Source organism: Streptomyces sp. NPDC002776, from assembly GCF_053592195.1.
The window spans coordinates 1-25,432 of sequence record NZ_JBSFVG010000035.1; the positions used below are offsets into that span (position 1 = coordinate 1).

Genomic DNA, 25,432 nt, shown 5'->3' on the forward strand with positions numbered 1-25,432 from the left:
ACCCGGCCGCGGCCAAGGCCCCGGACCTGATCGGCCGCGACTTCACCGCGGACAAGCCGAACGCGAAGTACGTCGGCGACATCACCTACCTGCCCATCGACGGCGGGAAGTTCTGCTACCTGGCGACCGTCATCGACCTCGCATCGCGCCGTCTGGCCGGATGGGCGATCGCCGACCACATGCGCGCGGACCTGGTGACCGACGCCCTGGCCGCGGCGATCCGCACCCGCGGCAGCCTCGCCGGATCGATCATGCACACCGACCACGGAGCCCAGTACACGAGCAGGGCCTTCGCTGAAGCCTGCAGGTCAGCAGGGGTCCGGCGAAGCATGAGCGCGGTCGGGTCCAGCGCTGACAACGCACTCGCCGAGTCCTTCAACGCGACCTTCAAACGCGAAACCCTGCAAGGACGAAAGAGCTGGTCAACCGAGCGCGAGGCCCGCCTCGACGCCTTCAGATGGCTCCACCGCTACAACACCCGACGCCGACACTCCCGCCTCGGACAACGATCACCGATCGCCTTCGAGAACACCCTCCACCACACACCAACTACGCTGGCACCAGCCGCATAACCCGTGTTCAGGATTCGGGGTCAAGGCCCCATCACCGAGGCCGTCAACCTACTGGCCGCCCTCGCCCCCACCCTCACCGAAGCCGTACGAGCGGCGTCGACGAAGGCATACGTGATCCTGGACGGGACGCTCCTACCCATCGACCGAGTCGCCGCTGATCGCCCGTTCTATTCGGGCAAACACAAGAAGCACGGCATGAACGTGCAGGTCATAGCCGATCCGACGGGAAGCCTAATGTGGGCTTCACCAGCCTTAGCCGGTGCCGTCCACGACGTCCGGGGCCGCGCGCGAGCACGGCATCATCGAGGCACTCGCCGAGGCCGGCATCACCTGCTGGGCAGACAAGGGCTACCAGGGTGCAGGCGACACGGACCGTCTCCCTTACCGCGGCCGATGGGACAGCCTCTCCACTGGCCAGAAGCCCGTCAACCGGTCCTACGCAAAGATCCGTGCACTGGTCGAGCAGGCCATCGCCACCCTCCAGTCCTGGCGCCTCTTCCGCAAACTCCGCTGCTCGACGACCCGGATCTGAGGTTCCCCCGAGATGCGGAGTGTGTTGACAGAGGGTCAGATGGTTCTCATGAGAGGAACATCGACCATGGCCGCCCCCAGAAAGTACTCGCTGGAGTTGCGTGAGCGTGCGGTGCGGATGTACCGGACCTCCGACCCGAAGCCGCAGATCAAGAAGCTGGCCGTCGATCTCGGTGTGCATCCCGAGGCCCTGCGCGGCTGGATCCGGCAGGCCGAGGCCGATGCCGGCGAGCGCGACGACCGGCTCACCACCGACGAGCGGGCCGAGCTCGTGGCCCTGCGCAAGGAGAACGCCCAGCTCAAGCGGGCCAACGACGTGCTGCGGACGGCCTCGGCTTTTTTCGCGGCGCAGCTCGACCCGACCCGGCCCAGGTGACGGCGCTCCTCGACGAGCATCCCCGCCTGGGAGTCGAGTGCGTTCTGCGGGAACTGCACATCGCCTCCTCCACCTACTACCGCTGGCGCCTCGCGGAGAAGGACCCGTGCGAACGGCGGCGCCGCGACGTCGAGCTGACCGAGCGGATCAAGGAGATCCACGCGGAGTCCGGCGGCAATTACGGCTCGCCGCGCGTGCACGCCGTCCTCAGACGCGAGGGCACGCGCGTGGGCCGCAAGCGGGTCGAGCGGCTGATGCGCGAGGCCGACATCGCGGGCGTCAGCCCACGGCGGAAGGGCTTCACGCGCCGCGATCCCAAGGCCACGCTCGCCCCGGACCTGGTCAACCGGGACTTCACCGCACCGGCGCCGAACCGGCTGTGGGTCACCGACCTGACGATGATCTCCACAGGCGAGGGACCGTTGTGGCTCTCGGCCATCCGGGACGCCTTCTCCCGCCGGGTGGTCGCGTGGGAGACCTCTGCCCGCGCAGACGCCGACCTGGTCCTGACCACCCTGGAGTACGCGCTCGCGTCCCGTGAGGTCGAGCCCGGCAAGCTCATCCATCACGCCGACCACGGCTGTCAGTACACATCCATCAAGCTCACAACTCGACTGCTGCGAGCGGGAGTTGAGGCATCCATGGGGTCCGTCGGGGACTCGTACGACAACGCCCTCGCGGAGAACCTCTGGATGCTGATCAAAACCGAATGCATCCGCGGCCGCACCTTCACGACGAGGGCCGAGGCCAACCTCGCGCTCTTCGAATACATCGACGGCTTCTATAACTCCCGCCGCATCCAGGAACGGCTCGGCTTCCTCAGCCCGATCGAGTTCGAGGAGAAGCACTACGCCGAGCAGGCGACAGCCGAACCAACGAATCTGAACACCCATCAACCCCTGCTGACCAGCTGATCAGCACCTCCCGCATGACGGGGGAACCTCAATCACGAGCCTCGTCCAAGCCGTCCTGGTACTCCAGCTCGCCGCCAGGGGCTGAGATCAACCCGCAGCAGTCAGGAGGTCCGTCAATTCGGCCTCTGTCGTCCCCGCCCGCAGACGAACGTCGAAGGTGTAACCCTCATCGCAGAACACCAGGTCAAGGTCCATGGGTGTCAGCCTCCGGAAGACGATCGCCAACCAGATCGCGTCTTCCTCCCAGACGTCCATGTACAGGCAGGTTCCGTCCTCGTGCAGATACGCCTCACCGGGGCCGTTCTCCGTCTCGAACTGCCATATGAGGCTGCGCACTTCACTGTGATGCATCGAGTCGATCTCGACGGCAGACCACCGGGCACGGATCGCGTCAGTCAGCGCATCTCGATCGATGCGCCATCCGACCGCATCACCCTCAACCACCGCCAAGAACGTCGTAGCTCCAGGGTCTACCAGATGTCCGTGACACAGCGCCGATCAGCTGTCGCCTGAAGGTGGAACGGGCTCAGTGGGTGGCGGTGGCGACCGCCCACCCACAGAATGATCAGTCTCGTTGCGTTCCGGCAGGTCACATCAAGGAAATCCCGGTGTGCATCTGGTAGACCATCCCGTTGACGACCCTGCCGGTCCTCCACACGCGGCCAACCGGTCGCGGCCCGGGGTATCGGCGGAGCGGGTAAGTCCCACCCCTCCTGTCGGGGATGGGCCAGGGCCGCTGCTGCTGGATGTGCGGCAGGACCGGGTGCGTCCGGCGATGTCACCGGCGGGGCCCTCTCCGTCCACGCGATGCGTCGTGTCCCTGTCGCGGCGAGGGCACCAAGTGGCGCCTGGATGTCCTCGCGTCCTCAGGGGGCGAGGGCGGTAGCGTCCCACACCAGGAGCAGGTCGCCGTTGTCCAGAGTCATCAGGTGCTTCCGGTCCGGTGAGAGGCGGCAGTCGAGGATGGTGTGGGTGTGGATGTCGAGGGTGCTCAGCAGTGTCCCGTCGCGGGTGGACCGTATGTGTACTCGATGCTTGTCGGGTACGGCCAGCCAGTCGTCGGTGGTGGCGAATCGCGTGCTGCTGGTGTTACCGCCGCCCGGCAAGGTGAAACGTTCGTGTCCACCGGGGAGTTCCAGTACGCGGATCTCGTGTAGGTCCCCGAGGGCGATCCACGAGCCGTTGTCGGCCAGACCGAGTCGGTGGATTTCATGCGGCTGTCTGGGCAACTCGGCGCGTTGCGCGCCGGAAGCCGGGTCCCACAGGGAGACTTCACCGCTGGGATTGGCCATGGCTAGGGTTTTACCGTTGCCGCTCAGGGTCATCCGCGTCAGGCGCGTCGTCCGTGGTTTCGTCGGTGCACACCAGCCGGTGAGCACGTTCCCGAGGGTCCCTGTTCTCATGTCGTACCAGATCCACGTGCCGCTGGGGCTCTGCACGGTCCTCCATGCTTCGCCTATGCGGAAGGAGTGCTTTTCCTCCCCGGTGGCCGCGTCCCACGCCCGCACGTTCTCCCCCGTGGTTCCGGCGATGAAGAAGCTGCCGTCCGGGGCTATGGCACAGTGACTGAGCTGGTCGTACGGGCTGTGGATCACCCGGCTTACGGTCCGGGTCTCCAGGTCGTAGACGCGGATGAGCCCGTCCTTGCCGGCCGTCACCATCCAGGTTCCGTCCGGTGACAGGGCGAAGTCGCGGGTGAAGGGCGGCACGTGCAGGACCGCACGGACCGCCGACCGCGGCCAGGGGACGGACGGCGCCGGGGCGGTCAATCCGAGGGCCCTCAGCAGCCTTCGGGCCTGCTCTGGCGCGTCGCGGATGCTTCCGGGTGCCTGCCCGCTGATGACCGCGTTGATGGTCGAAGCGATGGCCCGGGACTCCGTGGAGTCGACCAGGGTCAGGTCCGTCAGGAGCCCTTGCACCTCAAGTCGTCGGATACGGGCGGCCTGCCAGCGTGGTTGCGCCACCAGCGCCGCGGCGGCATCGGGGTCGCTGTACCGCAGGTGCCACACGAGGTGCTGCCACCAGTAGCCGGCGTCGGTGGGAAGGTCCCACCATCCGGCTCCGGGAGGCACAAGTGCGCGGGCGTTGTCGAGGAGCCGGTCGTGCCACCTTGCGGCCTCCTGCGCCGACCAGCGCGACATCAGGCGTTCGTGCAGATCTGAGGGAACGGTGAGCCGTCCCCAGCCGTCGTCCCCCTCGGTGATGCTGACAAGGCCGGCGCAATCGAGGCTCTGGAGCGCGCTCAGGACGACAGTTTCCATGCCGGATTCGTCGGCTCCGCGCCATACCTCCTTGACGTCGCGCACGTACAACCCGACGCCTGGGGGGATGGCCGCGAGCCGCCGGGCGTCCACCGGCGGTCCGACGGCGAGATCGAGCTTTGTCAGTGCCGTGCCGAGGGAGTCGTCACCCCAGTTCTGGTGACCTGTCCGTTCCTCGAACTGGCGGGCCTTGCGCTCGTCGGCCCGCCGCCTGTACCGGCGCAGTTGCCAGTCGTCGTAGGCCGCCCGTGGATTTCTCATCCCCGTGCCCTCCCCTTCCTGCTGCCACCCGCTCAGTCAAGCACTCCGAGCCTCGGCGTGCGGCTCCTCGCGCCGATCCGGTCAGTCGTCGCCGGCAGGTACGTCCGAGGCACCGTCCCCGACAGCCGCGCGTGCGCCCGCCCGCTGTCCGCGTTCGAAGGGAGAACACGGGCCAACGGTGCTGAGCTTGCTCCCGAGGTGGTCGGCGATCTGCCGGAAGGACATGCCCTCACCGCCCGTCCAACGAGTCTGAGGTCTCCCAGTAGGGGTGCCAACGCAGCGTTCGATCTGCTGAGACTGTCCGGGACGGACACGACGCAGCCGGACACTCTGTTGAGGTCCAGCAACCATCGCACTGTTCACCCAGCGGCTCTGCGCTGATCCTTCTGCGTCGTGAACGCAGAAACGATCACGTCTGGCCCCGGGGGTTGCCGAACTCCCACCGCCCTCTGTATCGTTTTTCAATAACATCGATAATCGATACGGGGGGCATTATGGCGAGGGTACGCAATCCGCTGGAGCCGATGTCGACAGCGGTCACGGCCATCGTGACGCTGATGGCGGGGCTGATGGGTGTGGGCCTGCTCGGCGCGCTGTTCGTGGACGGCGTGACCGTCCTGGGCATCGGCGACAAGTTCGTATGCGTCATGGATACGACGACGACGGTGAGCATAGGCGAGGTGCCGCCCGCGGGTTTCAGACCCGCACCGGGAGCCACGGTCGACCTGGGCGCCCACCCGAACTACTGCACGGAGGCCGCCAGTACCGTCCAGGGCCTCCTCAACGCCGCAACACAACTCGCCCCCTTCGTCTTCACCGTCGGGGCGCTCCTGCTTGTCCTGCAACTGATCCGAGGTGCGGAGCGTGACGGCCTCTACACCGCACAGACCGCAAAACGGCTGCGCAGGCTGGGCTGGTGGCTGCTGGCCGGCAGTGTGCTCACCGCGATGGCCGTCTCCACGGCCCAAGAAGCTCTCATCGACTCGCTGAGCCGCGTCGGCGACATCAACGTTGTCTCCGGGCTGTGGTCGTGGGACATTCCCTTCATGGCGATACTCACCGGCCTCGGCGTCCTCTCTTTCGCCCGGATCATGCGGGTCGGCATCGCCATGCGAGAAGACCTCGACGGAACGGTCTGATGTCCGAGGAGAAGCAGGAGCACGCAATCGAGGTCCATCTCGATGAACTGCTCAAAGCGCGCGGGATGACTTTGGCGGAGCTCGCCGACCGGGTGGGAGTCACTCACGTGAACCTGTCGATTCTCAAGAACGGCCGGGCGAGGGCCATGCGGTTCACCACCCTGACCCGCCTTTGCGAGGTACTGGAGTGCCAGCCAGGCGATCTGCTCAGTCACCGTCGGCACTGAGTCTTGGCTATGTCCCCTTGGCCCTCGCTGAGAACGGCATTCGGCAAAGGGGGGGATGAGACCGGCGCCTCGGCCGGATGCCGCAGGGAGGACTGTTTCGCCGGGTCAGCGACCCGGCATACGGGCACCGCCGACCCGCGACGGCGCCTGCCAGACCCAGACGTCGGCTCCCCGGGCTGAAGCAACCGGGATCGTGGCTGCGAGCTTCCTGGACTGCCCGGCCACCTATACCAGCGCCTTTTAATGCTCTGACCGGATAGCTTCGCCGGAAGCTAGCGGTGTTCGGCGTGGACGGGCCTCGCCACCCTCCGTAGGGTGGTGATCGCATACGAAGGGGGCGGGGTGAACGGCAATCCGCTGTACCACTGAATAGCGCTGGCAGTGTCCACAGCGCTCATGCTGCCGGTGCCGGTGCCGGTGGCGATACTGGTGGGGTGGACACCGCCGTGGATGCGCAAGCGACAGGCCGGGATGCGGCTTCGCGCCTACGGCATTTTGTGCATCTACGCCCTCATGCTCGTCAACGGCATCCCCCGGATCGCCGACGCCTCATTCGAGACGGTCATGGTCTGTATGAACGTCGGCTTCGGCTTCACCGCCGCCGCTGCGGTCCTGTTCCTGCTCTCGGCATGCAAGGATTCAGGCGCCCGGACAGCTGGCCCAGTCGAACCTCGGGAAGGCTGAGAGACGGCTTGCCGCGCCTGCCGCGTCACGGTTGGTCAGGCCACTGGTGCGAGGGGGCGTCCGCCCCAGCAGACGGAACGCCCTAGCGCCTGCGCCTGGTGTGGCAAGAGTTTTCGATCAACACAGACGGTTACGGGCGGCTTCTTGGCGCAGGAACACAAAAGCCCCTTCATCTTGCCCCTTTTGGGCGATCAGCGCGTTTTTGCTGCGCCGTGGGGCACCGTTGCAGAAGTTCAGCTGTTCGCCGTCGAAGAGCATGTCCAGATCGCCTTTCGTTGCCGAGACGACGCGCTTCCTCCACCGCATGCCAACATCGGTTCCCGAGGCACCCGCCAAAACCTCGTCCAGGTACAAGGACTGCCCCTCAGTCAGGGAGTCGCCGTCGATTCCAGCGACAACATGCGGGCGCGGTCTCGAAGTTGTCCCGCTTTCTGAGTACGGAGCACATGCCGCGAGCGGCACAAGACCAGATATGAAAAGGGCGGCAACGGTGCGTCTCATGCGCGGACCATAACAGCGGCACGCCAAGCGGTCACCATCCGAAGTCTACTTCCCCACGGCCTGCGCTGAAGCACAGTCATGAGCGCTTGCTCGTGCAACTATCGCTGCTCATACGCCCGCAGGCGGCCTGGTACAGCCGAGCGTGTTCGGCGCGGGCCCGGCCGTGGCGTGCATGGTCTCGGTCTCCCAATCCTCGAACCGCGTGGGCAGCGCCTTGAGCTCACGGTCAAGGTCGCGGTGCCAGTCGATGAGCGCACTGGCGGCGAGACGTTCGGCGTCGCAGGCCGGACAGAGCTCCATCCACACGCCGGTTGCCCACGGGCCGTTCCACTGCAGAAGGAGATCCCTTCCGCAGCGGGAGCACGGCCGCATCGGCCCTGGCCCTGCTCCAAGGCAGTTGCACGCCACCCGCGAGGCCGCGGACGACCTCTCGGAGGCGGCCACAGCCGTCTTTCACCAGCACGCCGACAGCGAGATCCTGCTCAGCTTCCCCCGCGGGCCACGCTCGGCACCCGCGTGCTCGAGCTGAGCGACGACCGGGCACGGTTCGCCGACGCCCAGGCGCTGAAGTCGTACGCCGGATCCGCGCCCATTACCCGGGCCTCCGGCAAGAAACGCTTCGCCGACCGCCGGTTCGTCAAGAACAACCGCCTTATCAATGCCGGCTTCCTCTGGGCCTTCGCCGCCCTCACTGTCTCACTTCGTCATCCTGCCCCGCCGCTGGGCGTCGAACGATCCCTGGCCTGGCTCATGCACGCCCACCGCCATGCCCGGGACTACGAACGACTCATCCAGCACTCGGAATCGTTGATCACCTGGGCGGCGATCACGCTCACGAACAGACGCATCACCCGCAGGCCAGTCCCGCCGCACGGGCAAGTCGGCATCCCGCGAGGACGACCGGGACTGGCATTCACCCGGACCATCGCCGCCTAGGTTCCACCACAAGCGCAGCACGGACACTCTCCCACGGCAGCACCCGCGGCACGGCACCCTGCAGCGTCACATCACGCTGCCTGCCGGGTTCCCGTCGAGGTCGTCGGCCGGTGCGACGGCGGCCCTGATGTGCCTGCCGACCGGCTCGCGTCGCATCTCGAAGCTGCGGCACACGCCGATCCCGATCTCCAGGCGACCAAGCCCGGCTCGCTCACGTGCGTCTCTTTGATCGGGTCCATGCACGGCACTACGCCCCGGCGGCCCGGGAGAGTTCCGCCGCTGCGGTGGCTTAACCCAACCAAGTGGCGGGCCTCAAAGGGCTGTCGCCACCGTGGGCGAGCAAGCCGGATCCGCTGCCCTGCCGTGGTCGGCCCTGTCGGCGGGGCAACCGGTGCCGCGTTCGGGCCTGTGGTCAGGGCGTGTCGCCAGAGTAGTAGAAGCGGCAGGCGACGCCGGGCCCTTGTGTGCGGGGTTCGCCGGGGCGCGGGTCGTAGTGCCCACCAACGAATTCGGCGTAGGTCCGGTGGTTTCGCAAGCGAGTGAGCAACGTTTGTCGATGGCTTCGGGCAGCACGCAGCGGTCACGTCGCTCGTGAATGTTGATGAGAACTGGGAACACTCGGCCGCCTGACCCCCATCGAATTCGAGACCGTCATGACCACACCGGCCCTCCAGGCCGCGTGACCGCACCTGTCACCCGAACCTGCATCAGCCCCCCGCACCGAAAACGAGCGGCTACGGGGAAGGGCTCCCGCCTTCCGCTTGGATCGCGTCCTGATGGCGTTTCAGTCGGGTGAAACTCTGGGCCGCGTGGGACCGGCCAGATATACGCGCAGGCCCCCGGGAACCACAGGTTGAACCCCGCGGGCCCGTACTCCCCCGCCGCAACGCCAGTCCCAACCAGACCAGCACGAGGACAGCCACTGCGAGCTGCACCCACCGCATCGTCCGTAGCGTCTCAGCCAGGCCCTCAGGCAACCGGTATGAATGGTCTGCCATGCCTATCGGCTGCCCCCAGCAGCGGGTGTATCAACCGTCATCTCTCATACGAGGGGTCACCGGACGCTGGTGCCGGAGCCGCATCGTCTCTTCCTGTCGGTGACGGCGGAGGGTCCACATAGTGCCGACGAAGAACATCAAGAACATGGCTGCGCACGCAGCCGCCCACACGACCGCCGCCGTACCTTCATCGCCCACGACCCTGTCGATCAGCAGTACGCACCACAGCAACGTGAACGCTGCGTGGAACCAGCGCCCAAATCGAAGGATCTTCACTGCTCGAGGCTGGAGCGGATACTGGCCTCGCCACCTGAACTGACTCACAGGCTCCGACTACCCGCCGTCAGTCAGTTCGTGCACTGGTCTCACTTCGAGCCGGTAAAGGAACTTTGCAGAGCAGTTGTCGGGACCTGCGAGTTGCGTGACGACCATCGGCCGCGGCTGAGCGATCTACTCCACGGCTAGGCCCTGATCAGCCGGGCTGAAGCGGTCATCCTGCTGTACCGGCAGGCCTACTACGACCCGCAGCACCGCACCGGTCGCATCTACAAGCGCACACCGGATCCGGAGCTCTGCTGCCGGTCCGAGCCCGGTCGACCGGCGAAGGTCCGGTGTGAGCCCCCACCCGACTGCCACGTCCCACAACGAACTTCCTTTTGAAACGATCAGGCAGGCTTCAGTCGGGCTTCGTGGGCCAATCCAGCAGCCGGGCGCCGATCACCGCGGTCTGCAGCGTGTAGCGGTGCACCGGGTCGGACGGGTCCGCGCCGGTGAGCTGGTGGATGCGTTCCAGGCGGTAGGTGAAGGCACGCACGCTCAGCGAGAGCCGCCGCGCCGCCTCTGCGGACACACAGCCGGAGTCGAAGTAGACGGTGAGGGTGTCCAGGAGCGGCTGGGCGCCGCCGCGGGCTTCGAGCAGCGGTCCGAGGGCGTTCTCCACCAGCTCTGACATGGCCTGCCGGTCGCGGGTGAGGACCGGGTAGACGAGAAGGTCGGCGGCGTGCAGCACGGGTTCGTCGAGTTCGAGGCGCTCGCCCAGGTCGAGGGCGTTCAGGGCCTCCTCGTAGGACTGGACGACGCCGGCCGCGCCCGGTTGCGGACGGCCGATTCCCACCTGGCCGCCGCCGGTGGCGGCGAACGCCTGCCTGGCGAAGTGAGCGAGTACCTCGCCCTGGTCGCCCGGGGCGATGCACACCAGCCGGCCGTCCTTCGTGGTGAGCAGGATGCTGCGGTCGCCGAACCGGCCGATCAGCGCGTGCTCCACCTGCCGCAGAACCGTGTCTCCCTCTTCATAGGCGACCGGGCCGCGGGCCACGGCGACCGCATGCTCGTGCGACAGACGCAGCCCGTAGCGTTCCGCGCGCTGGGCCAGCCGGCCCAGGTCGCTGCGGCCGTACAGCAGGTCGTCGATGAACTCGCGGCGAGCGGCCTCCTCCTGGCGTACGGCGATCCGCTGCGCCCGTTCATAGCCCTCGGCGAACGCGTCGACGACCTGTGCCATGGCGCCCAGCACGTCGTCCACGCAAACGTCTCCCCCGACCGGCCAGTGCGCCCGGGCGGCGGCCATGTGGGCGCCGACCATCACGCGCAGGCCCAGGCCGGCCTCCGCAGCCTGCTCGCCCAGCGCCCGGCGCGAATCCAGTTCCCCCCGGGTCAGCCGCCGCCCGGTCGCCGAGGCGTTCGCAAGGATGTCGGCGTACCCCTCCAGGTACTCGTCGTACTCCTCGGACACGTCCCGCACCGCCATGTCGTCCCCCCGAAGTTGATGCGTTGCTGACGTCTTTCTAGCGCATGGCTGCAGGAAAGGAGACCCGCACAAGGCGGTCGTTGCCCGGCTCCGGCAGTTGTCAGAGGCTGACATTCCGACTGCGGGCAAGGTGTCACCGCCGCACCGAGGGCCCAGACCGATCAGGGCGCGGAGGCGCGCGACGGTCATCACCCGTACGCTGCCCCTGGGTCTGCCGGGAAGCCTGGTCGGCGGACATGTCCGCCTGCCCGGAGGCCGTGATGCATCTCTTCCGCTTCCGTCGCCGTCGATGGGGGGCCGGTCCCGGATCCCCGTCCGATGGTCCGGCTGCGCGGTGGCCTCGACGCCCGCAGAACCGGGCGGACAGGCCGGCGCCTCCTGCGACTTATCGAAGCAGGACCGGATGTCCTGCCAGCGGCCAGACTCAGGCAGTCATGCGGCAGATCGGCCTGGCCTACGCTGTGACGCATGGCGACACGTGCCGAGTGAAGTGCCTCCCGTGCAGCCCACCATGCCGGATTGCGGCAATGTCGGATGGCCTGGAGTGCATGACAAGAGCCTGTCAGCGCAGCGTAAAGAACGTGTAGGGTTCCCTGCGGTGTGCCGGGAAGTCTGGTCGGCGGTCTGAGGAGAACTCTCTTCAGTCCCTTTGCTGATCGGGGGTCTTGGTCATGGTGCTCGTCGTGGTCTTTGGGGTGGCGCTGCTCATCGCGGTGCTGCTGTCGGGGCTTGCCGCCCGGACTGTTCTGTCGACATCGCTGCTCTTCCTGGTCGGCGGCGCGCTGGTCAGTGATGGGTTCCTGGGTCTGATCCACATCACGCCGGACAGCGAGATCGTGTCCGTGACGGCCGATCTGGCGCTGTTCGCAGTGCTGTTCACCGACGGCATGCACGTCTCCTTCTCAAAGTTGCGCGAGAACTGGCGCAACCCGGCCCGAGCGCTCGGCCTCGGCATGCCCCTAGCGTTCGTCGGCATGGCGCTGATCACGCACTACCTGGTGGGCCTGGACTGGACGACGTCCTTCCTCGTCGGTGCCGTACTGGCGCCGACCGACCCGGTGTTCGCCTCCGCGATCGTCGGCCGTAAGGAAGTCCCGTCAAAGCTGCGGCAGTTGCTGAACGTGGAGAGCGGCATCAACGACGGGCTCGCCCTGCCCGTCGTGCTCATCTTGATCGCCGCGGCCGGGCCGACCTCCGGTCACGCCGAAGCGTCCTTGGGGAAGATCGCACTGGAGCTGGTCCTCGGGCTGGTCTTCGGAGTCGTCCTGCCGTTCCTTGTAGTCGAACTCGTACGGTTCCGGTTGCTGGGCGCCGAGCCCAAGCTCCAGCCGCTGCTGCCCCTGGCGATCGGCGTGATCCTGTACGCAGTCTGCCACCTCACGCACGCCAACCCCTACCTCGCCGCGTTCTCCGCCGGCGCCGTGCTCACCGCCCGGTCCCAGGAGGCGAAGGAGGCGTTCGAGCCGCTCGGCGAGGCACTCGCCGAGCTGGCCAAGTTCGCGGCGCTGCTGGTGTTCGGCGCGCTATTGACGCCGTCGCTCTTCGGCGACCTGTCCTTCGGCGGGTACGTCGCGGTGGTCCTCGCCATCGTGCTGATCCGTCCGGCGTCGCTGCTGCTGTCGCTGATCGGCACGCGGTTCACCCGGCAGGAGAAGCTGGTCGCGGCCTGGTTCGGGCCGAAGGGCTTCGCCTCGGTGGTGTACGGGCTGCTCGTCCTGCAGGCCGGGATCCCGCAGGGCCAGGAGGCGTTCACCCTCATCGCCGTGTGCATCGCCTTCTCGATCATCGCGCACAGCTCCACCGACGTACCGATCGCCCGCCTCTTCCACGTCGACGACCTCGCGGGAATCCCGACCGGCCGCGAAAACGCCGACGCACCTCCCGCGGAAACCCGCACAAATGCGCGCGCGTGACCGTGCCGAGCCGTACCCGGGCGTTCGTCGACGACGGAGCTCAGGAGGCTGCGCTGGGGGTGGGCCGAAGGAGCGGCGAGACGTGGCCCCGAGCCGTCGGGAGCGTTGACCAGACCTGCTCTTCGGGCGGTCTTGGTGGCGTAGTAGCCGAGCGCACAGGGCGGAGCGGGGAAGGTGTGCCTTACCGTCATTCGGGATGTTGTCTGGGTGTTGCCGTAGCCACTCATCACGGCCGCCCGCTGATGGCCCCAGCGTGATCGCCTGCCTGTGCTCGCACTGCCCGCTGGTAGAACCGCTCGCCCAGATGTGATCCGGCTACGAGCCCTCCTGCAAACAGCAGGAGCCCAGCCTGCACCACGTAAGCGAGGAAACTGGCGTCCTCTGAGTACAGGTTGCTCCACCGCAGCAGCGGGCCGATCAGCCCGCGGAGCCAGATCGCCAGCAGTGCGACGCCCCGGACACGGAGGCTCCATGGGGTCGTGCGGCTGCGGACTCGCTCCGGCGCCCAGCCCCGCAGTGAGGCGACGGCTCGGACAGCCGCCCCGGCGGCGGAAAATCTGTCCGCTTACCTCATCCGCTTACCTCAAGTGTGGTGCCAGTCAGCAGAACCGCCTTCTCGCGTGAGCCCGGGCGGTTCGGGGCCCGCCCGGGCTCACTCTCTACTTGATGTCGGCGTCAGCCGGTGATCTCGACCTTCCCGTTGGCCGCGGTGGGCGCCGTCGTCGCGGGCTGCGCACCACCAGCCCGCCCGGTGATGCCCTTCAGCAGCTCGGCAATGTCGACTCCGGTGGTGGAACCGAGGAGTTCGAGGCCCTGGGCGACGTTGTCAGCGACCGTGCGCGAGAGCTGGCTGGCGCCGTCGGTGGAGATCACGGTCATCTTGTCGATCGCGCTGAGCGGTTCGGACGCCTTGGCAACGACCTGCGGCAGCACCTCCACCAGCATCTGCAGGACGGCGGCGTCGCCGTACTGGGCGAAGGCGTCGGCCTTCTTCTGCATCGCATCGGCCTCAGCTGCCCCCTTGGCAGCGATCGCGGCGGCCTCCGCCTCACCCTCAATGCGTACGGCGTCGGCCAGCGCGGCGCGGTGCGCTTTCTCGCCCTCACCGGTCAGCCTGGAACGCTGGGCGTCCGCCTCGGCCTCCTTGACCTGGGCGATACGGCGGGCCTCGGCCTCCTGCTCGGCCTGGTAGCGGGCGGCGTCGGCGGGCTTGCGGATCCTGGAGTCCAACTCGCGGTCGGTGAGCGCGGCCTGGCGCTCGGCGACCTTCTCCTGCTCGCTCAGCACATCCTGCTGCCGGGCGGCCTCGGCCAGCGGGCCCGCGGCCGCGGCACGCGCCGCCGCCTCGTCCGTCTCGGCCTTGATCTCGGCCTGCTTCAGCGCGAAGGTCCGCTGGGCGATCGCGATCTCTTCCTCAGCTTTCAGCCGGGCCTGCTCGGAGGCGCGCCGTGCGACGGCCTCGGCGATGTCGGCCTCCTGCTTGGCGCGGGCGGCCTCGGGCCGACCGAGGTCCTCCAGGTAGGACCCTTCGGTGGTGATGTCCTGGATCTGGAAAGCGTCCAGCACCAGCCCCTGCCCGGACAGGCTCGCCTCGGCCTCCTCGGCGACCTGCCCGGCGAACGCGGCCCGGTCGCGGATGATGTCCTCCACTGACATCCGGCCGACGATGGAGCGCAGCGCGCCGGAGAGGACCTCCTGGGTGAAGCCGACGATGCCGTTCTGCTGCATGAGGAAGCGCTGAGCGGCCGCGCGGATCGAGTCCTCCGTGCCGCCCACCTTGACGATGGCGACACCTTCGAGATTGACCTTCACACCCCGCAGCGTGACCGCGCCGCGCACCGCGACCGGGATGTGCCGCGAGGACAGGTCGAGCGTGAACTTCTGCTGCACGAACGGCACGACGAAGACGCCGCCGCCGACCACGACCTTCTGCCCGCTGTTATCGGTGAACACCCGCCCGGTCTCGGGGTCGGTGGACTGCTTACCGCGCCGCCCGGTGACGATGAACGCCTCACTCGGACCCGCCACCTTGTAACGGGTGACGACAACCAGGCCGAGCAGCACGAGAAGTACGACGACTCCTATGACGGCGATGACAACTGGACTCATGATGTCTTTCCCCTCAGCCCTCCCAGGGGACGGCAGATCGATACGAGTTCATAGATGAAGGAGCACCGATGTATCGGCTGTGTCGGTGCTCGATGGGGGGCGCGGCGCGGTGGGTCAGCGTTCGACAGGGCGTACAAAGACCGCTGTCTGCGACAGTGCCCCCTCAACCCAGATTTCGGCGCCCCGCGGCACCGGGCTCGGACTCTTCGCCGCGAGCTTCACCGGCTGCCCGGCCCGGTGGACCAGCACCTCGCCGTAACCCCCGGCCGGAATGGCTGTCACCACTGAGCCCGCGGTCCCGATCAGGTCCTCGCCGCGCGGGGCAGCACCGGAGCGGTCGCTCAGCAGCGCACGGCTGAGGCGGTAAGCGAGCCAGCCCGTTACAGCCCCGGCGGGCACACCAACCGCGGTGGCCCCGACCGCGCCGAGCCCGGTGGCGCCCAGGACGATCGCGCCGGAAAAGCCGAGCATGGACACAAACCCGGCAATGACCGGGAGCGACAGCCAGCCGTCGAAGAGACCGTCCAGCGCATCGACGCCGTCGAAGAGGCCCTCAAGGACACCGTCGAAGACGAGGGACAGGACGAGCAGTACGACTCCTGCGATGCCGAGACCCAGAAACCAGGCCATCCGCGACCACCGCCTCTCCCCCACTGTCAACCCGCCTGTGACCGCAATACTCACAGGTAGCCCGGACGAAAACACTGCCTGGTTCCGGCAACCTTTATGATCCCTTGATGCCGGTCTCTGCACAGCTCGGCCGGAGTAAGGGAGACCGCCGATGGGGCGGATGAAGATGAAGCGCGGCGCGTGACGTGCGCCGCCAGTCTGGGGTCCAGCCGCAGGCGGTGCCGCCGTTCCCACAGGCGGAAGTCGAGCGGGTCATGCGGCTGTGGGACCGGGCGATCGACACCGGGTTGATGGCCGGTGGCCCGGGGTGAAGTATGACTTCACCCCGGACGGCAAGGTGCTTTCCGTCGCGGTCGGCAGGAGCGGGCAGGTGCTGGCCAACGGCGAATGGCTCATGCCGTCAGTGGCCGAACGGCTGCGGGAGGAAATGCCGCTGCTGGCGGGGGTGGTCACCTTACGAGAACAATCAGCTCGCCGGCCACGGCCTGGACGGTGCGCCCCAGGACGGCGTGATGCCCCTGTTGCCGCCCGCTGGCCCCGATCCCATGCCGACAGTGGACGAGGAAGCCCTGGCCGAGGCTCAGACCGCCACCGCGGTGCTGGTACGCCAGGGCAAGGTCGCCGAGCCAGTGGGCGCGATGGTGATCCCCGCCCAGAGGGGCGGCGTGCTGTTCGCCGTTGGAGGCCGGGACGGGAAGCTGTACGTCAACGGGCGAGCGCTCACCCAGCAATGGGCCGACGCATTGCGGGCCAAGGTGCCAGAACTCGCCTCGGACATCGACCGGCTCCAGGCCATGCGTGCGGAGTGGCTGGACACTCCCCCGCAGGATCGCACGCTGGCACTGGCCGGCAGCTGCACCGACCCGAACTGTCACACCCCGCACTGAACGAACAACGCCCGGCCCGGCGGCAGGTGCTGGCCGGGCAACGCATGCGACGGTCTTGCATGCTGGTAAACAGGGCGAGTTCACCAGCCTTCGCTCCTTGCGCCGCATACGGTGGCCTCGCCGCCCGCGCACACACCCGGCACGGCGGGAAGCGGCGGCATGCATCGCAGACACGGCACGGGAGGAAGACCGGGATGACGCAGGCAGCGGTGAGCGAGCTGGACGAGCGGGTGCCGGGTCGCCGTTGGACAGTGCGTCTGGACGCCGCCGGCCGGGGCAGTGCGGCCGTGCGCATCTCGTGCAGCCGTCCCGCCTGTGCCGAACAGCGCCTGCCGTCCGCGGCCGTCGGCCGTGCGGTCGCCATCGCCCACCTCAAGGCCCACCTCCGCGCCGCCCCCGCCCCCAGGCCCGGGGCGTACTGCGCATGCAAGCTGGAGGGCTGCCACACCCACCTCCCCGACACCGGGCGGCATACCCGTGCCGAACCCTGGCGGTGTGGCGGGCCGGTCGTCCTGGCCGTGATCACGGCCCGGGAAGGACGCTGGTGGCAAGCCATGGAGTGCTGCTCCCGGTGCGCAGCCGCCACCCCCGGCGCCAAGACCGCAGCCACCTCCCAACCTCCCAACCCGCAGACCATCGGCCGCCTGGCCCCCACAGCCACGGACACCAGCGTGGGCACGAGCGGGCCGCGGTTCTCCGACCACCAGGCCGCGCCGGGGCGGCAGTTCCGGCCCCTCGCCCCGTACCTGCGCGGCGCCGCCCACCGCAGGCGAAGATCGCCCAGCGGGTCATCCCCCACGACCTGCGGCCCGTCGCACTGCGGGACGAACTCATCGAGCTCGGAGATCTCTTCCGTGCTTACCAGCAGCGCACCGAACCCGACTTGGCGCTGCTCGCCGACCTGCAGGAACGCAAGGCCCGCGCGTTCGCCAGCTGGGCCGACGTCACCTGCGAAGGCGCGCTGCGGTGGGAGGCCCGACGCGCCGAGCAGGCCGCCGCCGCCACCCGCCTGCAGCACCAGCAGCGCACCGGCACCATCGCCGGCGGCATCGCGGACAACGACGGGCCGGCCGTGACGCGGCTGCTGACCGTGACAACACAGTGGGACCACGCGCGCTCTGTCCTCGCGCACATGGCCGACCACACCCCGCTGCCTGGCCCGGAGGCACGGCTGCTGGTGCTCATGCTGACCCTGCGCACCGCGCACACCGGCACCGGCAACCTCGTCGGCCAGGACCTCACCGCGCTGGGGATGACCGACCCGGCAGACCTGGTCGACAAGCTGACCAGCTGCGGCTGGCTCAACCTGCCCGGCACCGCCGGGGACCTGCTCGCCTCCCGGCCGGAGAACCCCACCCCGATCACCGTCCCCTCCCTGGTGCCCCACGAGGACAACGCGGGCCCGTTCACGTTCGGCAAGAAGATGCGGCCCAAACTCTCCGGCTGGGCCCAGAAGGTCATCTCGGACAAGAAGCTCCGCAAGGCCAAAGCCACCGCCGCAACCCGGCTGCTCGCCCTAACGCTGACCACCCAGACCGACGCCTCGGGCCGCCTCGGCCCCGGCGGCCAGGGCATCGCCCTGACCGCTCTCGCCGCCTGGGTTCCGGTCGATTCCGGGGAGCTGCAGCACCTGGTCGACCAGCTGACGCAAGCTGACTGGCTCACCGACGCCGCCCTCACCGACACCCACCTCACCGGGCAGCTGACCGAACGCGTCCTCCCGCTCACCTGCCCCCTCCGGGCATGAGGCACAGCAGCTCTCCGGAGCCCGCGCCGGAGTCATGTCCTGACCCGCCGCGGCATTACCGGTCAGCCGACCAGTTCCTCAGGGCCGCCCGCGGACAGCTTCTTTACGACGTAAAGAGGGCCTCCAGTGTGCTGTTTCCGCTGGAAACGGCACAGCGTCACGTTGCGCGGTGGCGGGTACCTCATCAGCCCCACAGCTTGCGGATGAACTCCTTCGCCCACACCACCCGCTCGGGGTGCGGACCGTGGGGCACGCACGGGGAGTTCGGGCCGGCCTGGCACCTTACGCAAGTGACCTCTCTCGCATGCCAGGTCCGCGCCGCCGAGCCTGCGGTTTCCTGCGTTTCCCGCGCTCTCCTGCGCGGCCGGAGAGGCCGGGCTTCAGATCGGGCCGGCGGCGGGGGCACAACGTCGACGGCCTGTTGCTGGTCGCGGGCGCCCTTGTGCTTCTCGCCGGGGCCAATGCGGTCATCGCTCTGCAGGACGCGGAGCAGGCGTTCGTCGTGGGGAAACTGTCGCTTCAAGGCTGGAAGGCAACAATACTAACTGGCCACAAATGCGTCACCGCAATATCACGAAGCCTGCTCTTCCGGGCTCGATATCGCGACGGCAGGGAAGGGTCGGACTGCGAGCAAGACGATTGGCCTGTCATGTAGTTGACGCTTATTCAACCCAGCTGGACATCACGTTGGGTGGACGGCAGGCAGCGGGGTGTTGGCTAAGCGCCTGGACTATCATCCCCCTTTGCCCTCTTTGTGCCGTGACATGATCACGCGGCGCCGGGGGAGCACATGGCCCCTTCGGTTTCTTGGAGGGGAAACATGAACCGCATTGCACCTCGTGCCGTTGCACTCGCCGTGGGCGGGACCATTCTGACGGCCGTTCTGGCCGGTTCGGCTTCGGCCGTCTCGTGGGGGTCGGTGACGTCGTCCTACGACGGCAAGAGCCGCTCCACGGCTTATGGCAGCTTCTACAACAGCAACAACGTCTACGCGAAGAACAAGGTGCTGTCGAAGGACCTTGCCGCTGACGGCAACACCATCTACACCCGTGGCCAGTGGTACTGGAATGAAGGCGTCACCCAGACGGGAGGCTCCATGAACACCCCGGAGCACAACCACACGTACTACGTCACCAACTACGTGCAGCAGCCGCTCAAGGGAGCGTCCAGCAGCGTGCGCGGTGGGACGAGCGCCTGTGTGCAGCTGGGCTGGCCCGTCCCCGACAAGTGCTCCGTCGAAGCACTGCCTTCGTTCAGCTACTGAGAGACTTGGTCCGACCGATGACTGACGCCCCCCAGGGGGGACACGAGCCGTGCAGCGACGACGCTGCACGGCTCCGTGCCCGTAATCTCACCGTCCGCTACCACGACAAGACCGTCGTGGACATCCCTGACCTCACTCTGGAGACGGGCATCACGGCCCTCACCGGGCCCAATGGCGCGGGCAAGTCCACCTTGCTGAAAGTCTTCGCCGGACTGGCAGGGCAGACTTCCGGCACGATCACCCTCGGGAGCGACACCGGCACCAAGAGGGTCGGCAGTCTCTACCGTGCTGCCATCGGCTACCTGCCGCAAGAACCAGGCTTTCCCGGACATTTCACCGTCACGGAGGCTGTGACCTACTCAGCCTGGCTGCGCGGCATTCCCCGCGCCCGGCGGCTGGAGGCCGTAGAGCGCATCATCGAGGAACTGGCCCTGGCGAAGGTCGCCTCGATGAAGCTCAAAGAGCTTTCCGGCGGCAACCGTCAGCGCGCCTACATCGCCCAGGCCGTCGTCCATCAGCCGAGTGTGCTGCTGCTGGACGAACCCACCACGGGCATCGACGTCGAGCACCGCATCGAACTACGCCGGCACCTGGGCAGCCTCGGCGCGAAGTGCTGCGTCGTGATGAGCACCCACCACACCGAAGACATCGAGCTCCTGGCCGGTCGCGTCATCTCCCTGCGTGAGGGCCGTGTGGTGTTCGACGGCACACCGGCAGAACTGATCGCGCGGGTCGAGGGAACGAGCCGCGAGGAACATCGAGCCTCGCGCGAGGCCCGGTCCATCGAGCAGGCGCTGCAGGAGCTGGGAGGTTCCGCATGAACATCACCGGTCTCATCGCACGCCGTTCCCTGGGACGAACCGCCTTCCCCGCCTTCCTGGCATTGGCGGTCCTGAACACCCTGTTGCGGAGCATGACCTGGCGCCACGAATGGATGTGGGCGGTCTACCAGTACAACTTCACGGTGATGCTGCTCGGTCCTCTCCTCGCCGGGATAGCCGGATGGGAGGGTTACCGGCTGGCCAAGGCGCAGGAATTCCTCCTCAGTCATCGCCGTCCCATAGCCTTGCTGGCCACAGCGACCGCAGCTTTGTGGGCATGGTGCGCAGCCGCGTTCCTCCTGGGCCTGATCATGGTCGGTGGCATCGTCGCCGGATCAGGCACACCGTGGCAGGTCGGCGTACAAGAGCTGGTCACTCCTGTGCCAGCGCTGCTGCTCCTGCTGGCGGAGTGTGCCGCAGGCGTCGTCGCAGGCTGGCTCAGCGGAAGCAAGCTCGCTCCGCCACTCGCCGCGATCACCGTCTTCCTGGCTACGCTGTTGCTCTACGCTGGCAACCTGTCTGCATTTGTCATGGTTGGCGGCGCCACCAGCTCCCTGGTCGGTCTCGCACCCAAGATGGCCACCCAGACGTGGCAGAGTCTCTTCTTCGTTCTGACAGCAGCTCTGGTGATCCTGGCAGGAACCTGGCTGGCGACCTGGTATCGCACGCCGCGGTGGCCCGTGATGGGCGCAGCTGTCCTCGCGACCGCAGCAGTTGCCGTCCAGCTGGCCACCGTCAGCCCGATCTACCTGGAAAGGCGGGAGGGCGACGTCGTCTGCCACGGTGCCTCCCCGCAGATCTGCCTGGGCCGTTCCTACCAGCACTTCGAGCCCCACCTGCGCCAGGCGCTGAGCCCCTTCATCCATGCCATCGACAAGATCGGCTTCCAGGCGCCAGTCTCCTACCGACAGGACGCCCACATCAGCCAGCCCGGCACGGCACAACTCGGACTGGACACCGTCACCGGCAACAAGGAACTACTCGCGGACATGATCCTCGGCACTTACTACGGCCCGGACTGCACCATTGAGCCGCAGTCTCAGATGGAGAAGAACTACACCAACGCCCGCTACTACCTTGCCCAAGCAGCAGGTATCCCCAGCGACAACGACGATCCCACACTCGACCCCCGGCTTGTCCGCGGAAGCGCACACGAGCGGACAATGGTCGCTCACCAAGCCTTTGCCGGCCTTATTGCCTGCCGTGGCTGACCTCCACGGCCACGCGCTGTACGCCCGGCGGTGGCAGCTGCCACGACTGGCAGCAACTGCCGTTCTGTGTACGGTCCTGTGGCTCGCCACGCCGCTGCGGCTCTTCGACGTGCCAGCGCGAGACGGCGTACAGGGAGCCCTGTGGCCAATGGTGCCCACAATCTTCGCAGCCATCGTGCCCTCGGTCCTCAGCACCGCGGCAGAAGTCCAGGAACGCACCGCCCCTCACACCGTCCGGCTGCGTGCACTGACCACCAGCCTCGTGCTGCTTCTGGCGCTGGCGCTGGCCTCGTGCGGAGCCGCTATCAGCGCCCTCGTCGCCTATCGCAACACCGCACTCCTCGTCGGTCTGGCATTTGCTGGAGCCTGGCTTCTTCCAGCAGGCGCCGCATGGGCACCTTGCGTGCTCACCCCGATTGTCATGTGGCTGGTGGGCACCGGCCCACAGGGGCGCGTGGAAGGCTGGACGCTTCTGCTCCTGCCAGGCAGCGTGACCTACGCAAGCCTGATCTCCGCAGCGGTCCTAGCCCTTGCCGTGACCGGGTACGTGGCAAGGGGCGCACGAATCTGAGAGGTCGTCTTCACCCGATATTTTATCCCACAATCGGCTGCTTGGTCTGTGGTGTCGGGTCGCGCCAGACACCTCACGATGCCAACGCGTCAAGCTGCGGCGGCGAGTTCGGTGGGGAAGGCGGTCTGCTCATCGAACAGTTCGTGGTGCTGCAGGCAGTAGTAGAGCTGGCCGATCATGCGGCTGAAGAGGTTGCGCTGGGCGGCTGCGTGCCAGTCTCCGTGCTCACGTCGTCGCCGGTAGTGGGCGCCAGCCCCGGGTGAGTGCCGGAGAGCCGAGAAGGCCCACAGGTAGCCGGCGTGGTTGAGGCGGTCGTTCTTCACCCAGCGCCGGGTGATGGAGGACTTCTTGCCGGAGGCCCTGGTGACGGGCGAAGACCCGGCGTATGCCTTCAGGCCGCGGGCGTCGGCGAAGCGGGTGTGGCCTGCCCGGCTGCCCCGAGATGTCACGATCCGGTACTCAAACATCCCGAGGAACACCCGCTCCATCGGAACGTCCATAACTACGGATTAGGAGATGGTGTTCTCGCCGGTGAGGCGGCGGGCCATGAGGTCGGTCATGCCTAGGCGGATCATGGCTTCGGAGCGGACGGGCGGGATTTCATAGTCGCGGGCGAGGCGGCGGTGGAGCATGAGCCTGCGTTCCTCGGTCTCGCTGCCGCGCTGACTCGCTCCAAGAAGCTCGCCAGACGACGGTCGGGCAGCTGCGGACTACTGCGGCCACCGACTGCCCGGCCGTGACGCTCGAGCCGGTGGGGGCCGGATCCTGCGACGATGGCCCACTGGGTTTCAGGGCTTGGTCACCGGCGCCTGGAGTTCGGTCACCCAGTCGTCGCGGCTGTCCGGACACTGCAGGGTGATCTCCCGGGGGTATCCGACTGACTGATACCCGTTTTCCTCGATCCAGAAGGCCAGCGTCTGGGCCGTGGGCAGCACGGTGTCCATCGAGCCGCGGTGCACGATGGTCGCCCACTGGTCGACGGGCGGCAGGTCGAGCACCCGGAAGGCGCCGTCCTGGAGCGGGGCCGCGACCTGGACGGCGGCGTGGATGCTGATGCTGCCACCGCCCTCCGGGACGTCCTCGTAGTAGGCGATACCGGGCCCGGCCGGCGTTACCCCGGCCGCGTCCAGGCGCCGGAACAGCTCGTCGTAGAGCGGCCCGATGACCGGGCTGATGTCCTCGGGGTCGAAGCTCGCGGCGGTCGCGGTCAGCTCCGCCACCCGGACCACCGGGATGCTCTTGAAGACGACGTCGTTCGTGGGCATGTGCCCCTCGCTCTCGATCGACCGGAGCCTCGCCTCGACCTGGACCAGTCGCGCCGCTGCGGCGGCCATGGCGACCTCCAACTCGGCCCGCCGCAGCCGCAGCATGGCGCGCAGTTCTTCGGTGGTGACCTTCTCGTCCAGGATTTGCTGGACCTGGTGGAGGGTCAGGCCGAGGTCTTTCAGCGCAATGATGCCAACCCCAGCCGCGTTCCTGAAGCTTCAACCCCCCTCAGTGGCGTGCTGGTTGGCCTACAGGGCGGGCGGGGCGATAGGGGAACACGATGCAGATACATGCGGCGGTAAGGCAAGGGGCCTGGTACGTCACCAGCTACCGTTCGTTCGGGTCCGATTACCTGGACGAGGTCGAGTCTCTGCTGCGGGTCGCCGGAGCCGCGCGAGCGCCGGACGACGACAACGCGGACTGGCGCAAGCTGGACGCTCTGTTACTCGAGCGCACGGTGAGGGTGGACACGGACGGATGCGCCACCGTCGGCGATCTGAAGACGCGCTGCATGGAGGCGGCATTGCATGCTGGTCTGGCCAGACCGGCGAAGGGCGAGTGGCCTCCGACGATCTGGATCACGGATTCCGCCACCGACGGGGAACTGCCGGACGTCCTCCCGCTGGACGAGGCGGACCTTGCCGACGGTGCCCTGCTGGTGCTGAACATCGAGGAAAGCCCCGAAGGGGAAGCCGCGATTGGCCCGGCCCCCCGCTGCCGCGCTCTTTCAGCGCCTCCAGCTCACCGCCAACACCCCGGACGCGGACGCCAGCCCTCGCCTCTTCGGCGTCCTGCTCTACACCGACGCCGACGTGGAACTGGCCACCTACGTCCGCACTCACCTGGACGATCTCAACGCTCTGTCCGGCCCGGCCACATGGGTCTTCGTCGTCGAGGAGGAGCGCGGTTCGGACGCGGTCAAGCGGTACTGGCGTCGGCATCTGCAGCCCGAGGTGTACCGAGTCCTGGCGCCGCTGCGCTGGCTGGACTGGCAGCCGTACGACGCCCAGGGGGCTTATGAGGTCGCCGCCGCCCTCGGTGTCGACCCCGCCCTGCTGCCCTGCTTGGTCCTGCTGGCCCCGCACACCGCGGCCGGCGCACCGGGTCCGGCCGACCGGATCGTCTTCCCCGTCCAAGAGGCCACCCCGGCTTGGTTCCGCACGCTCTTCGGCCACCTCGCCCGGCTGATCGGGCCCACGGCCAGGCCACCGGAGGTCTCCAGCCACGAACGCTACTTCCGACGCACCATGTACCACTTCGGCGCGCCCGTCTCCGTGCAGACCGCCGTACGACGCCTCAGCGCAACGCCGCCCGCCGACCGGATCGCCGACAGCGAGGCCTTCGCCCGGGTCCGCGCCGCCGAGCAGGCCATCCGGGACACCCTTGTCCCCGCCTCCGTCGCGGTCGAGCGCCCAGAACACCACTTCACCGACTGCCGTGTCGTCATCCACTCGGGAACATCAGGAGCCACCGTGACGGAGAACTTCTACTTCCAGGGCACCCACACCACCTTCATCAACAAACCGGTCGACACCGTCGTACGCGACTTTCAGCACACCTACGCACAAGCCCCCGCGCAGGACGACCTGACCCGGCTTCTCACCCTGGTCCTGACCAGCCGGGACCTCCCCGACGCGGACCGTGAGGAGGCGGCTGGCGCGGTCCACGACCTAGGGCGTGTTGCGAAAGTGCTGGTCACAGCCACTCGTTGATGGCTGCGACCAGTACAGTCGCCTCGTAGCGGACGGCGAGTTTCTCGTATCGGGTCGCTACGGCCCGGTGGCGCTTGAGCCGGTTGATCCCGCACTCCACCGCGTGGCGTTCCTTGTAATCGATCTTGTCGAACTTCGGCGCCCGGCCGCCGCG

21 protein-coding genes and 7 pseudogenes are annotated in these 25,432 nt (G+C 67.7%); 17 read left to right on the forward strand and 11 right to left on the reverse strand.

From position 1 onward, the window contains the following. The 4 genes and pseudogenes from ACWD11_RS34180 to ACWD11_RS34195 form a co-directional block, all read left to right on the forward strand. The coding region (locus ACWD11_RS34180; protein WP_451287778.1) for an IS3 family transposase at nucleotides 1-572 on the forward strand (572 nt) is incomplete at its 5' end. 30 nt (nucleotides 573-602) lie between these two features. Beyond that, nucleotides 603-1,104, forward strand: a pseudogene (locus ACWD11_RS34185) (transposase family protein); the annotation flags it as partial. 66 nt (nucleotides 1,105-1,170) lie between these two features. After that, on the forward strand, nucleotides 1,171-1,479 hold the full coding sequence (locus ACWD11_RS34190) for a transposase (RefSeq protein WP_033329589.1): 309 nt from the start codon (nucleotides 1,171-1,173) through the stop codon (nucleotides 1,477-1,479). Beyond that, nucleotides 1,476-2,393 carry an IS3 family transposase gene (locus ACWD11_RS34195; RefSeq protein WP_451287781.1) on the forward strand — a complete coding sequence of 306 codons (918 nt, stop codon included), beginning with the start codon at nucleotides 1,476-1,478 and terminating at the stop codon, nucleotides 2,391-2,393. Before ACWD11_RS34190 ends, ACWD11_RS34195 begins: the two co-directional genes overlap by 4 nt. Nucleotides 2,394-2,480: 87 nt before the next feature. On the opposite strand, the gene ACWD11_RS34200 is transcribed toward ACWD11_RS34195, so the two are convergent. Together ACWD11_RS34200 and ACWD11_RS34205 are read right to left on the reverse strand one after the other, a co-directional pair. After that, the gene (locus ACWD11_RS34200) at nucleotides 2,481-2,837 is read right to left on the reverse strand and encodes a hypothetical protein (RefSeq protein ID WP_389421441.1); all 357 of its coding nucleotides are present in this window, start codon (nucleotides 2,835-2,837) and stop codon (nucleotides 2,481-2,483) included. Nucleotides 2,838-3,259: 422 nt separating this feature from the next. Further along, nucleotides 3,260-4,699: a WD40 repeat domain-containing protein gene (locus tag ACWD11_RS34205; protein WP_451287783.1), complete on the reverse strand. Its 1,440-nt coding sequence runs from the start codon at nucleotides 4,697-4,699 to the stop codon at nucleotides 3,260-3,262. A gap of 740 nt (nucleotides 4,700-5,439) precedes the next feature. Here ACWD11_RS34205 and ACWD11_RS34210 point away from each other — a divergent pair. The 3 genes from ACWD11_RS34210 to ACWD11_RS34220 all read left to right on the forward strand — a co-directional run bounded on the left by ACWD11_RS34210 (nucleotide 5,440) and on the right by ACWD11_RS34220 (nucleotide 6,965). Further along, nucleotides 5,440-6,054, forward strand: coding sequence for a DUF2975 domain-containing protein (locus ACWD11_RS34210; RefSeq protein ID WP_389421439.1), 615 nt, complete (start codon nucleotides 5,440-5,442; stop codon nucleotides 6,052-6,054). After that, nucleotides 6,054-6,281, forward strand: coding sequence for a helix-turn-helix domain-containing protein (locus tag ACWD11_RS34215; RefSeq protein WP_389421438.1), 228 nt, complete (start codon nucleotides 6,054-6,056; stop codon nucleotides 6,279-6,281). The genes ACWD11_RS34210 and ACWD11_RS34215 overlap by 1 nt, the downstream gene beginning before the upstream one ends. A 381-nt stretch (nucleotides 6,282-6,662) precedes the next feature. After that, nucleotides 6,663-6,965 (forward strand): hypothetical protein, encoded by a 303-nt coding sequence (locus tag ACWD11_RS34220; protein ID WP_389421437.1) that lies wholly within the window; start codon nucleotides 6,663-6,665, stop codon nucleotides 6,963-6,965. 117 nt (nucleotides 6,966-7,082) lie between these two features. Here the strand turns inward: ACWD11_RS34220 and ACWD11_RS34225 are convergent, their stop codons facing one another. Both ACWD11_RS34225 and ACWD11_RS34230 read right to left on the reverse strand, forming a co-directional pair. Next, on the reverse strand, nucleotides 7,083-7,319 hold the full coding sequence (locus ACWD11_RS34225) for a hypothetical protein (RefSeq protein WP_389421436.1): 237 nt from the start codon (nucleotides 7,317-7,319) through the stop codon (nucleotides 7,083-7,085). Nucleotides 7,320-7,574: 255 nt separating this feature from the next. Further along, nucleotides 7,575-7,838: a DUF6300 family protein gene (locus ACWD11_RS34230; RefSeq protein ID WP_389421435.1), complete on the reverse strand. Its 264-nt coding sequence runs from the start codon at nucleotides 7,836-7,838 to the stop codon at nucleotides 7,575-7,577. A gap of 19 nt (nucleotides 7,839-7,857) precedes the next feature. Between ACWD11_RS34230 and ACWD11_RS34235 the strand changes: the two are divergent. Then, a pseudogene (locus tag ACWD11_RS34235) lies at nucleotides 7,858-8,165 on the forward strand (transposase); the annotation flags it as partial. Further along, nucleotides 8,119-8,321 (forward strand): annotated as a pseudogene (locus tag ACWD11_RS34240) (IS5-like element IS4811 family transposase); the annotation flags it as partial. The pseudogenes ACWD11_RS34235 and ACWD11_RS34240, both read left to right, overlap by 47 nt. A 1,755-nt stretch (nucleotides 8,322-10,076) precedes the next feature. On the opposite strand, the gene ACWD11_RS34245 reads toward ACWD11_RS34240, so the two are convergent. Then, nucleotides 10,077-11,147: a PucR family transcriptional regulator gene (locus ACWD11_RS34245; protein ID WP_389421434.1), complete on the reverse strand. Its 1,071-nt coding sequence runs from the start codon at nucleotides 11,145-11,147 to the stop codon at nucleotides 10,077-10,079. Nucleotides 11,148-11,818: 671 nt separating this feature from the next. Between ACWD11_RS34245 and ACWD11_RS34250 the strand changes: the two genes are divergently transcribed. Beyond that, a complete protein-coding gene (locus ACWD11_RS34250; protein WP_389421433.1) occupies nucleotides 11,819-13,060 on the forward strand; it encodes a cation:proton antiporter in 1,242 nt (413 codons plus the stop codon). Nucleotides 13,061-13,735: 675 nt separating this feature from the next. On the opposite strand, the gene ACWD11_RS34255 is transcribed toward ACWD11_RS34250, so the two are convergent. Together ACWD11_RS34255 and ACWD11_RS34260 are read right to left on the reverse strand one after the other, a co-directional pair. Further along, complete coding sequence (locus ACWD11_RS34255) at nucleotides 13,736-15,169, reverse strand: flotillin family protein (protein WP_389421432.1); 1,434 nt, start codon at nucleotides 15,167-15,169, stop codon at nucleotides 13,736-13,738. Between the two features lie 114 nt (nucleotides 15,170-15,283). Beyond that, entirely contained in the window at nucleotides 15,284-15,799 is a 516-nt protein-coding gene (locus ACWD11_RS34260; protein ID WP_389421431.1) for a hypothetical protein, read from the reverse strand. Between the two features lie 545 nt (nucleotides 15,800-16,344). Between ACWD11_RS34260 and ACWD11_RS34265 the strand changes: the two genes are divergently transcribed. The 6 genes from ACWD11_RS34265 (at nucleotide 16,345) to ACWD11_RS34290 (ending at nucleotide 22,300) form a co-directional block, all read left to right on the forward strand. Beyond that, on the forward strand, nucleotides 16,345-16,686 hold the full coding sequence (locus ACWD11_RS34265) for a hypothetical protein (protein ID WP_451287787.1): 342 nt from the start codon (nucleotides 16,345-16,347) through the stop codon (nucleotides 16,684-16,686). 883 nt (nucleotides 16,687-17,569) lie between these two features. Next, on the forward strand, nucleotides 17,570-18,433 hold the full coding sequence (locus ACWD11_RS34270; RefSeq protein ID WP_389421429.1) for a hypothetical protein: 864 nt from the start codon (nucleotides 17,570-17,572) through the stop codon (nucleotides 18,431-18,433). 820 nt (nucleotides 18,434-19,253) lie between these two features. Further along, nucleotides 19,254-19,697, forward strand: a complete 444-nt coding sequence (locus ACWD11_RS34275) for a hypothetical protein (protein ID WP_389421428.1) — start codon at nucleotides 19,254-19,256, stop codon at nucleotides 19,695-19,697. 17 nt (nucleotides 19,698-19,714) lie between these two features. Continuing rightward, nucleotides 19,715-20,518 (forward strand): ABC transporter ATP-binding protein, encoded by an 804-nt coding sequence (locus ACWD11_RS34280; RefSeq protein WP_389421427.1) that lies wholly within the window; start codon nucleotides 19,715-19,717, stop codon nucleotides 20,516-20,518. Further along, nucleotides 20,515-21,729 (forward strand): hypothetical protein, encoded by a 1,215-nt coding sequence (locus ACWD11_RS34285; RefSeq protein ID WP_451287790.1) that lies wholly within the window; start codon nucleotides 20,515-20,517, stop codon nucleotides 21,727-21,729. The genes ACWD11_RS34280 and ACWD11_RS34285 overlap by 4 nt, the downstream gene beginning before the upstream one ends. Before the next feature lie 148 nt (nucleotides 21,730-21,877). Then, nucleotides 21,878-22,300 carry a hypothetical protein gene (locus tag ACWD11_RS34290; RefSeq protein WP_389421425.1) on the forward strand — a complete coding sequence of 141 codons (423 nt, stop codon included), beginning with the start codon at nucleotides 21,878-21,880 and terminating at the stop codon, nucleotides 22,298-22,300. Nucleotides 22,301-22,389: 89 nt separating this feature from the next. Here ACWD11_RS34290 and ACWD11_RS34295 read toward each other — a convergent pair. The 3 pseudogenes from ACWD11_RS34295 to ACWD11_RS34305 form a co-directional block, all read right to left on the reverse strand. Beyond that, nucleotides 22,390-22,719: pseudogene (locus ACWD11_RS34295) on the reverse strand (transposase); the annotation flags it as partial. A 90-nt stretch (nucleotides 22,720-22,809) separates the two neighbouring features. After that, nucleotides 22,810-22,935, reverse strand: a pseudogene (locus ACWD11_RS34300) (IS5 family transposase); the annotation flags it as partial. A 153-nt stretch (nucleotides 22,936-23,088) separates the two neighbouring features. Continuing rightward, nucleotides 23,089-23,757, reverse strand: a pseudogene (locus tag ACWD11_RS34305) (MerR family transcriptional regulator); the annotation flags it as partial. Between the two features lie 507 nt (nucleotides 23,758-24,264). Between ACWD11_RS34305 and ACWD11_RS34310 the strand changes: the two are divergent. Beyond that, nucleotides 24,265-25,278: a hypothetical protein gene (locus ACWD11_RS34310; RefSeq protein WP_389421424.1), complete on the forward strand. Its 1,014-nt coding sequence runs from the start codon at nucleotides 24,265-24,267 to the stop codon at nucleotides 25,276-25,278. On the opposite strand, the pseudogene ACWD11_RS34315 reads toward ACWD11_RS34310, so the two are convergent. Next, a pseudogene (locus ACWD11_RS34315) lies at nucleotides 25,262-25,432 on the reverse strand (IS5 family transposase); the annotation flags it as partial. The gene ACWD11_RS34310 and the pseudogene ACWD11_RS34315 overlap by 17 nt on opposite strands.

Coding starts and splice junctions, on each gene's coding strand:
- ACWD11_RS34280 (WP_389421427.1), top strand. CDS start 19,715: ATGACTGACGCCCCCCAGGGGGGACACGAGCCGTGCAGCGACGACGCT.
- ACWD11_RS34215 (WP_389421438.1), top strand. CDS start 6,054: ATGTCCGAGGAGAAGCAGGAGCACGCAATCGAGGTCCATCTCGATGAA.
- ACWD11_RS34190 (WP_033329589.1), top strand. CDS start 1,171: ATGGCCGCCCCCAGAAAGTACTCGCTGGAGTTGCGTGAGCGTGCGGTG.
- ACWD11_RS34245 (WP_389421434.1), bottom strand. CDS start 11,147: ATGGCGGTGCGGGACGTGTCCGAGGAGTACGACGAGTACCTGGAGGGG.
- ACWD11_RS34265 (WP_451287787.1), top strand. CDS start 16,345: ATGCCGACAGTGGACGAGGAAGCCCTGGCCGAGGCTCAGACCGCCACC.
- ACWD11_RS34255 (WP_389421432.1), bottom strand. CDS start 15,169: ATGAGTCCAGTTGTCATCGCCGTCATAGGAGTCGTCGTACTTCTCGTG.
- ACWD11_RS34250 (WP_389421433.1), top strand. CDS start 11,819: ATGGTGCTCGTCGTGGTCTTTGGGGTGGCGCTGCTCATCGCGGTGCTG.
- ACWD11_RS34230 (WP_389421435.1), bottom strand. CDS start 7,838: ATGCGGCCGTGCTCCCGCTGCGGAAGGGATCTCCTTCTGCAGTGGAAC.
- ACWD11_RS34260 (WP_389421431.1), bottom strand. CDS start 15,799: ATGGCCTGGTTTCTGGGTCTCGGCATCGCAGGAGTCGTACTGCTCGTC.
- ACWD11_RS34290 (WP_389421425.1), top strand. CDS start 21,878: ATGGTGCCCACAATCTTCGCAGCCATCGTGCCCTCGGTCCTCAGCACC.
- ACWD11_RS34285 (WP_451287790.1), top strand. CDS start 20,515: ATGAACATCACCGGTCTCATCGCACGCCGTTCCCTGGGACGAACCGCC.
- ACWD11_RS34210 (WP_389421439.1), top strand. CDS start 5,440: ATGTCGACAGCGGTCACGGCCATCGTGACGCTGATGGCGGGGCTGATG.
- ACWD11_RS34275 (WP_389421428.1), top strand. CDS start 19,254: ATGAACCGCATTGCACCTCGTGCCGTTGCACTCGCCGTGGGCGGGACC.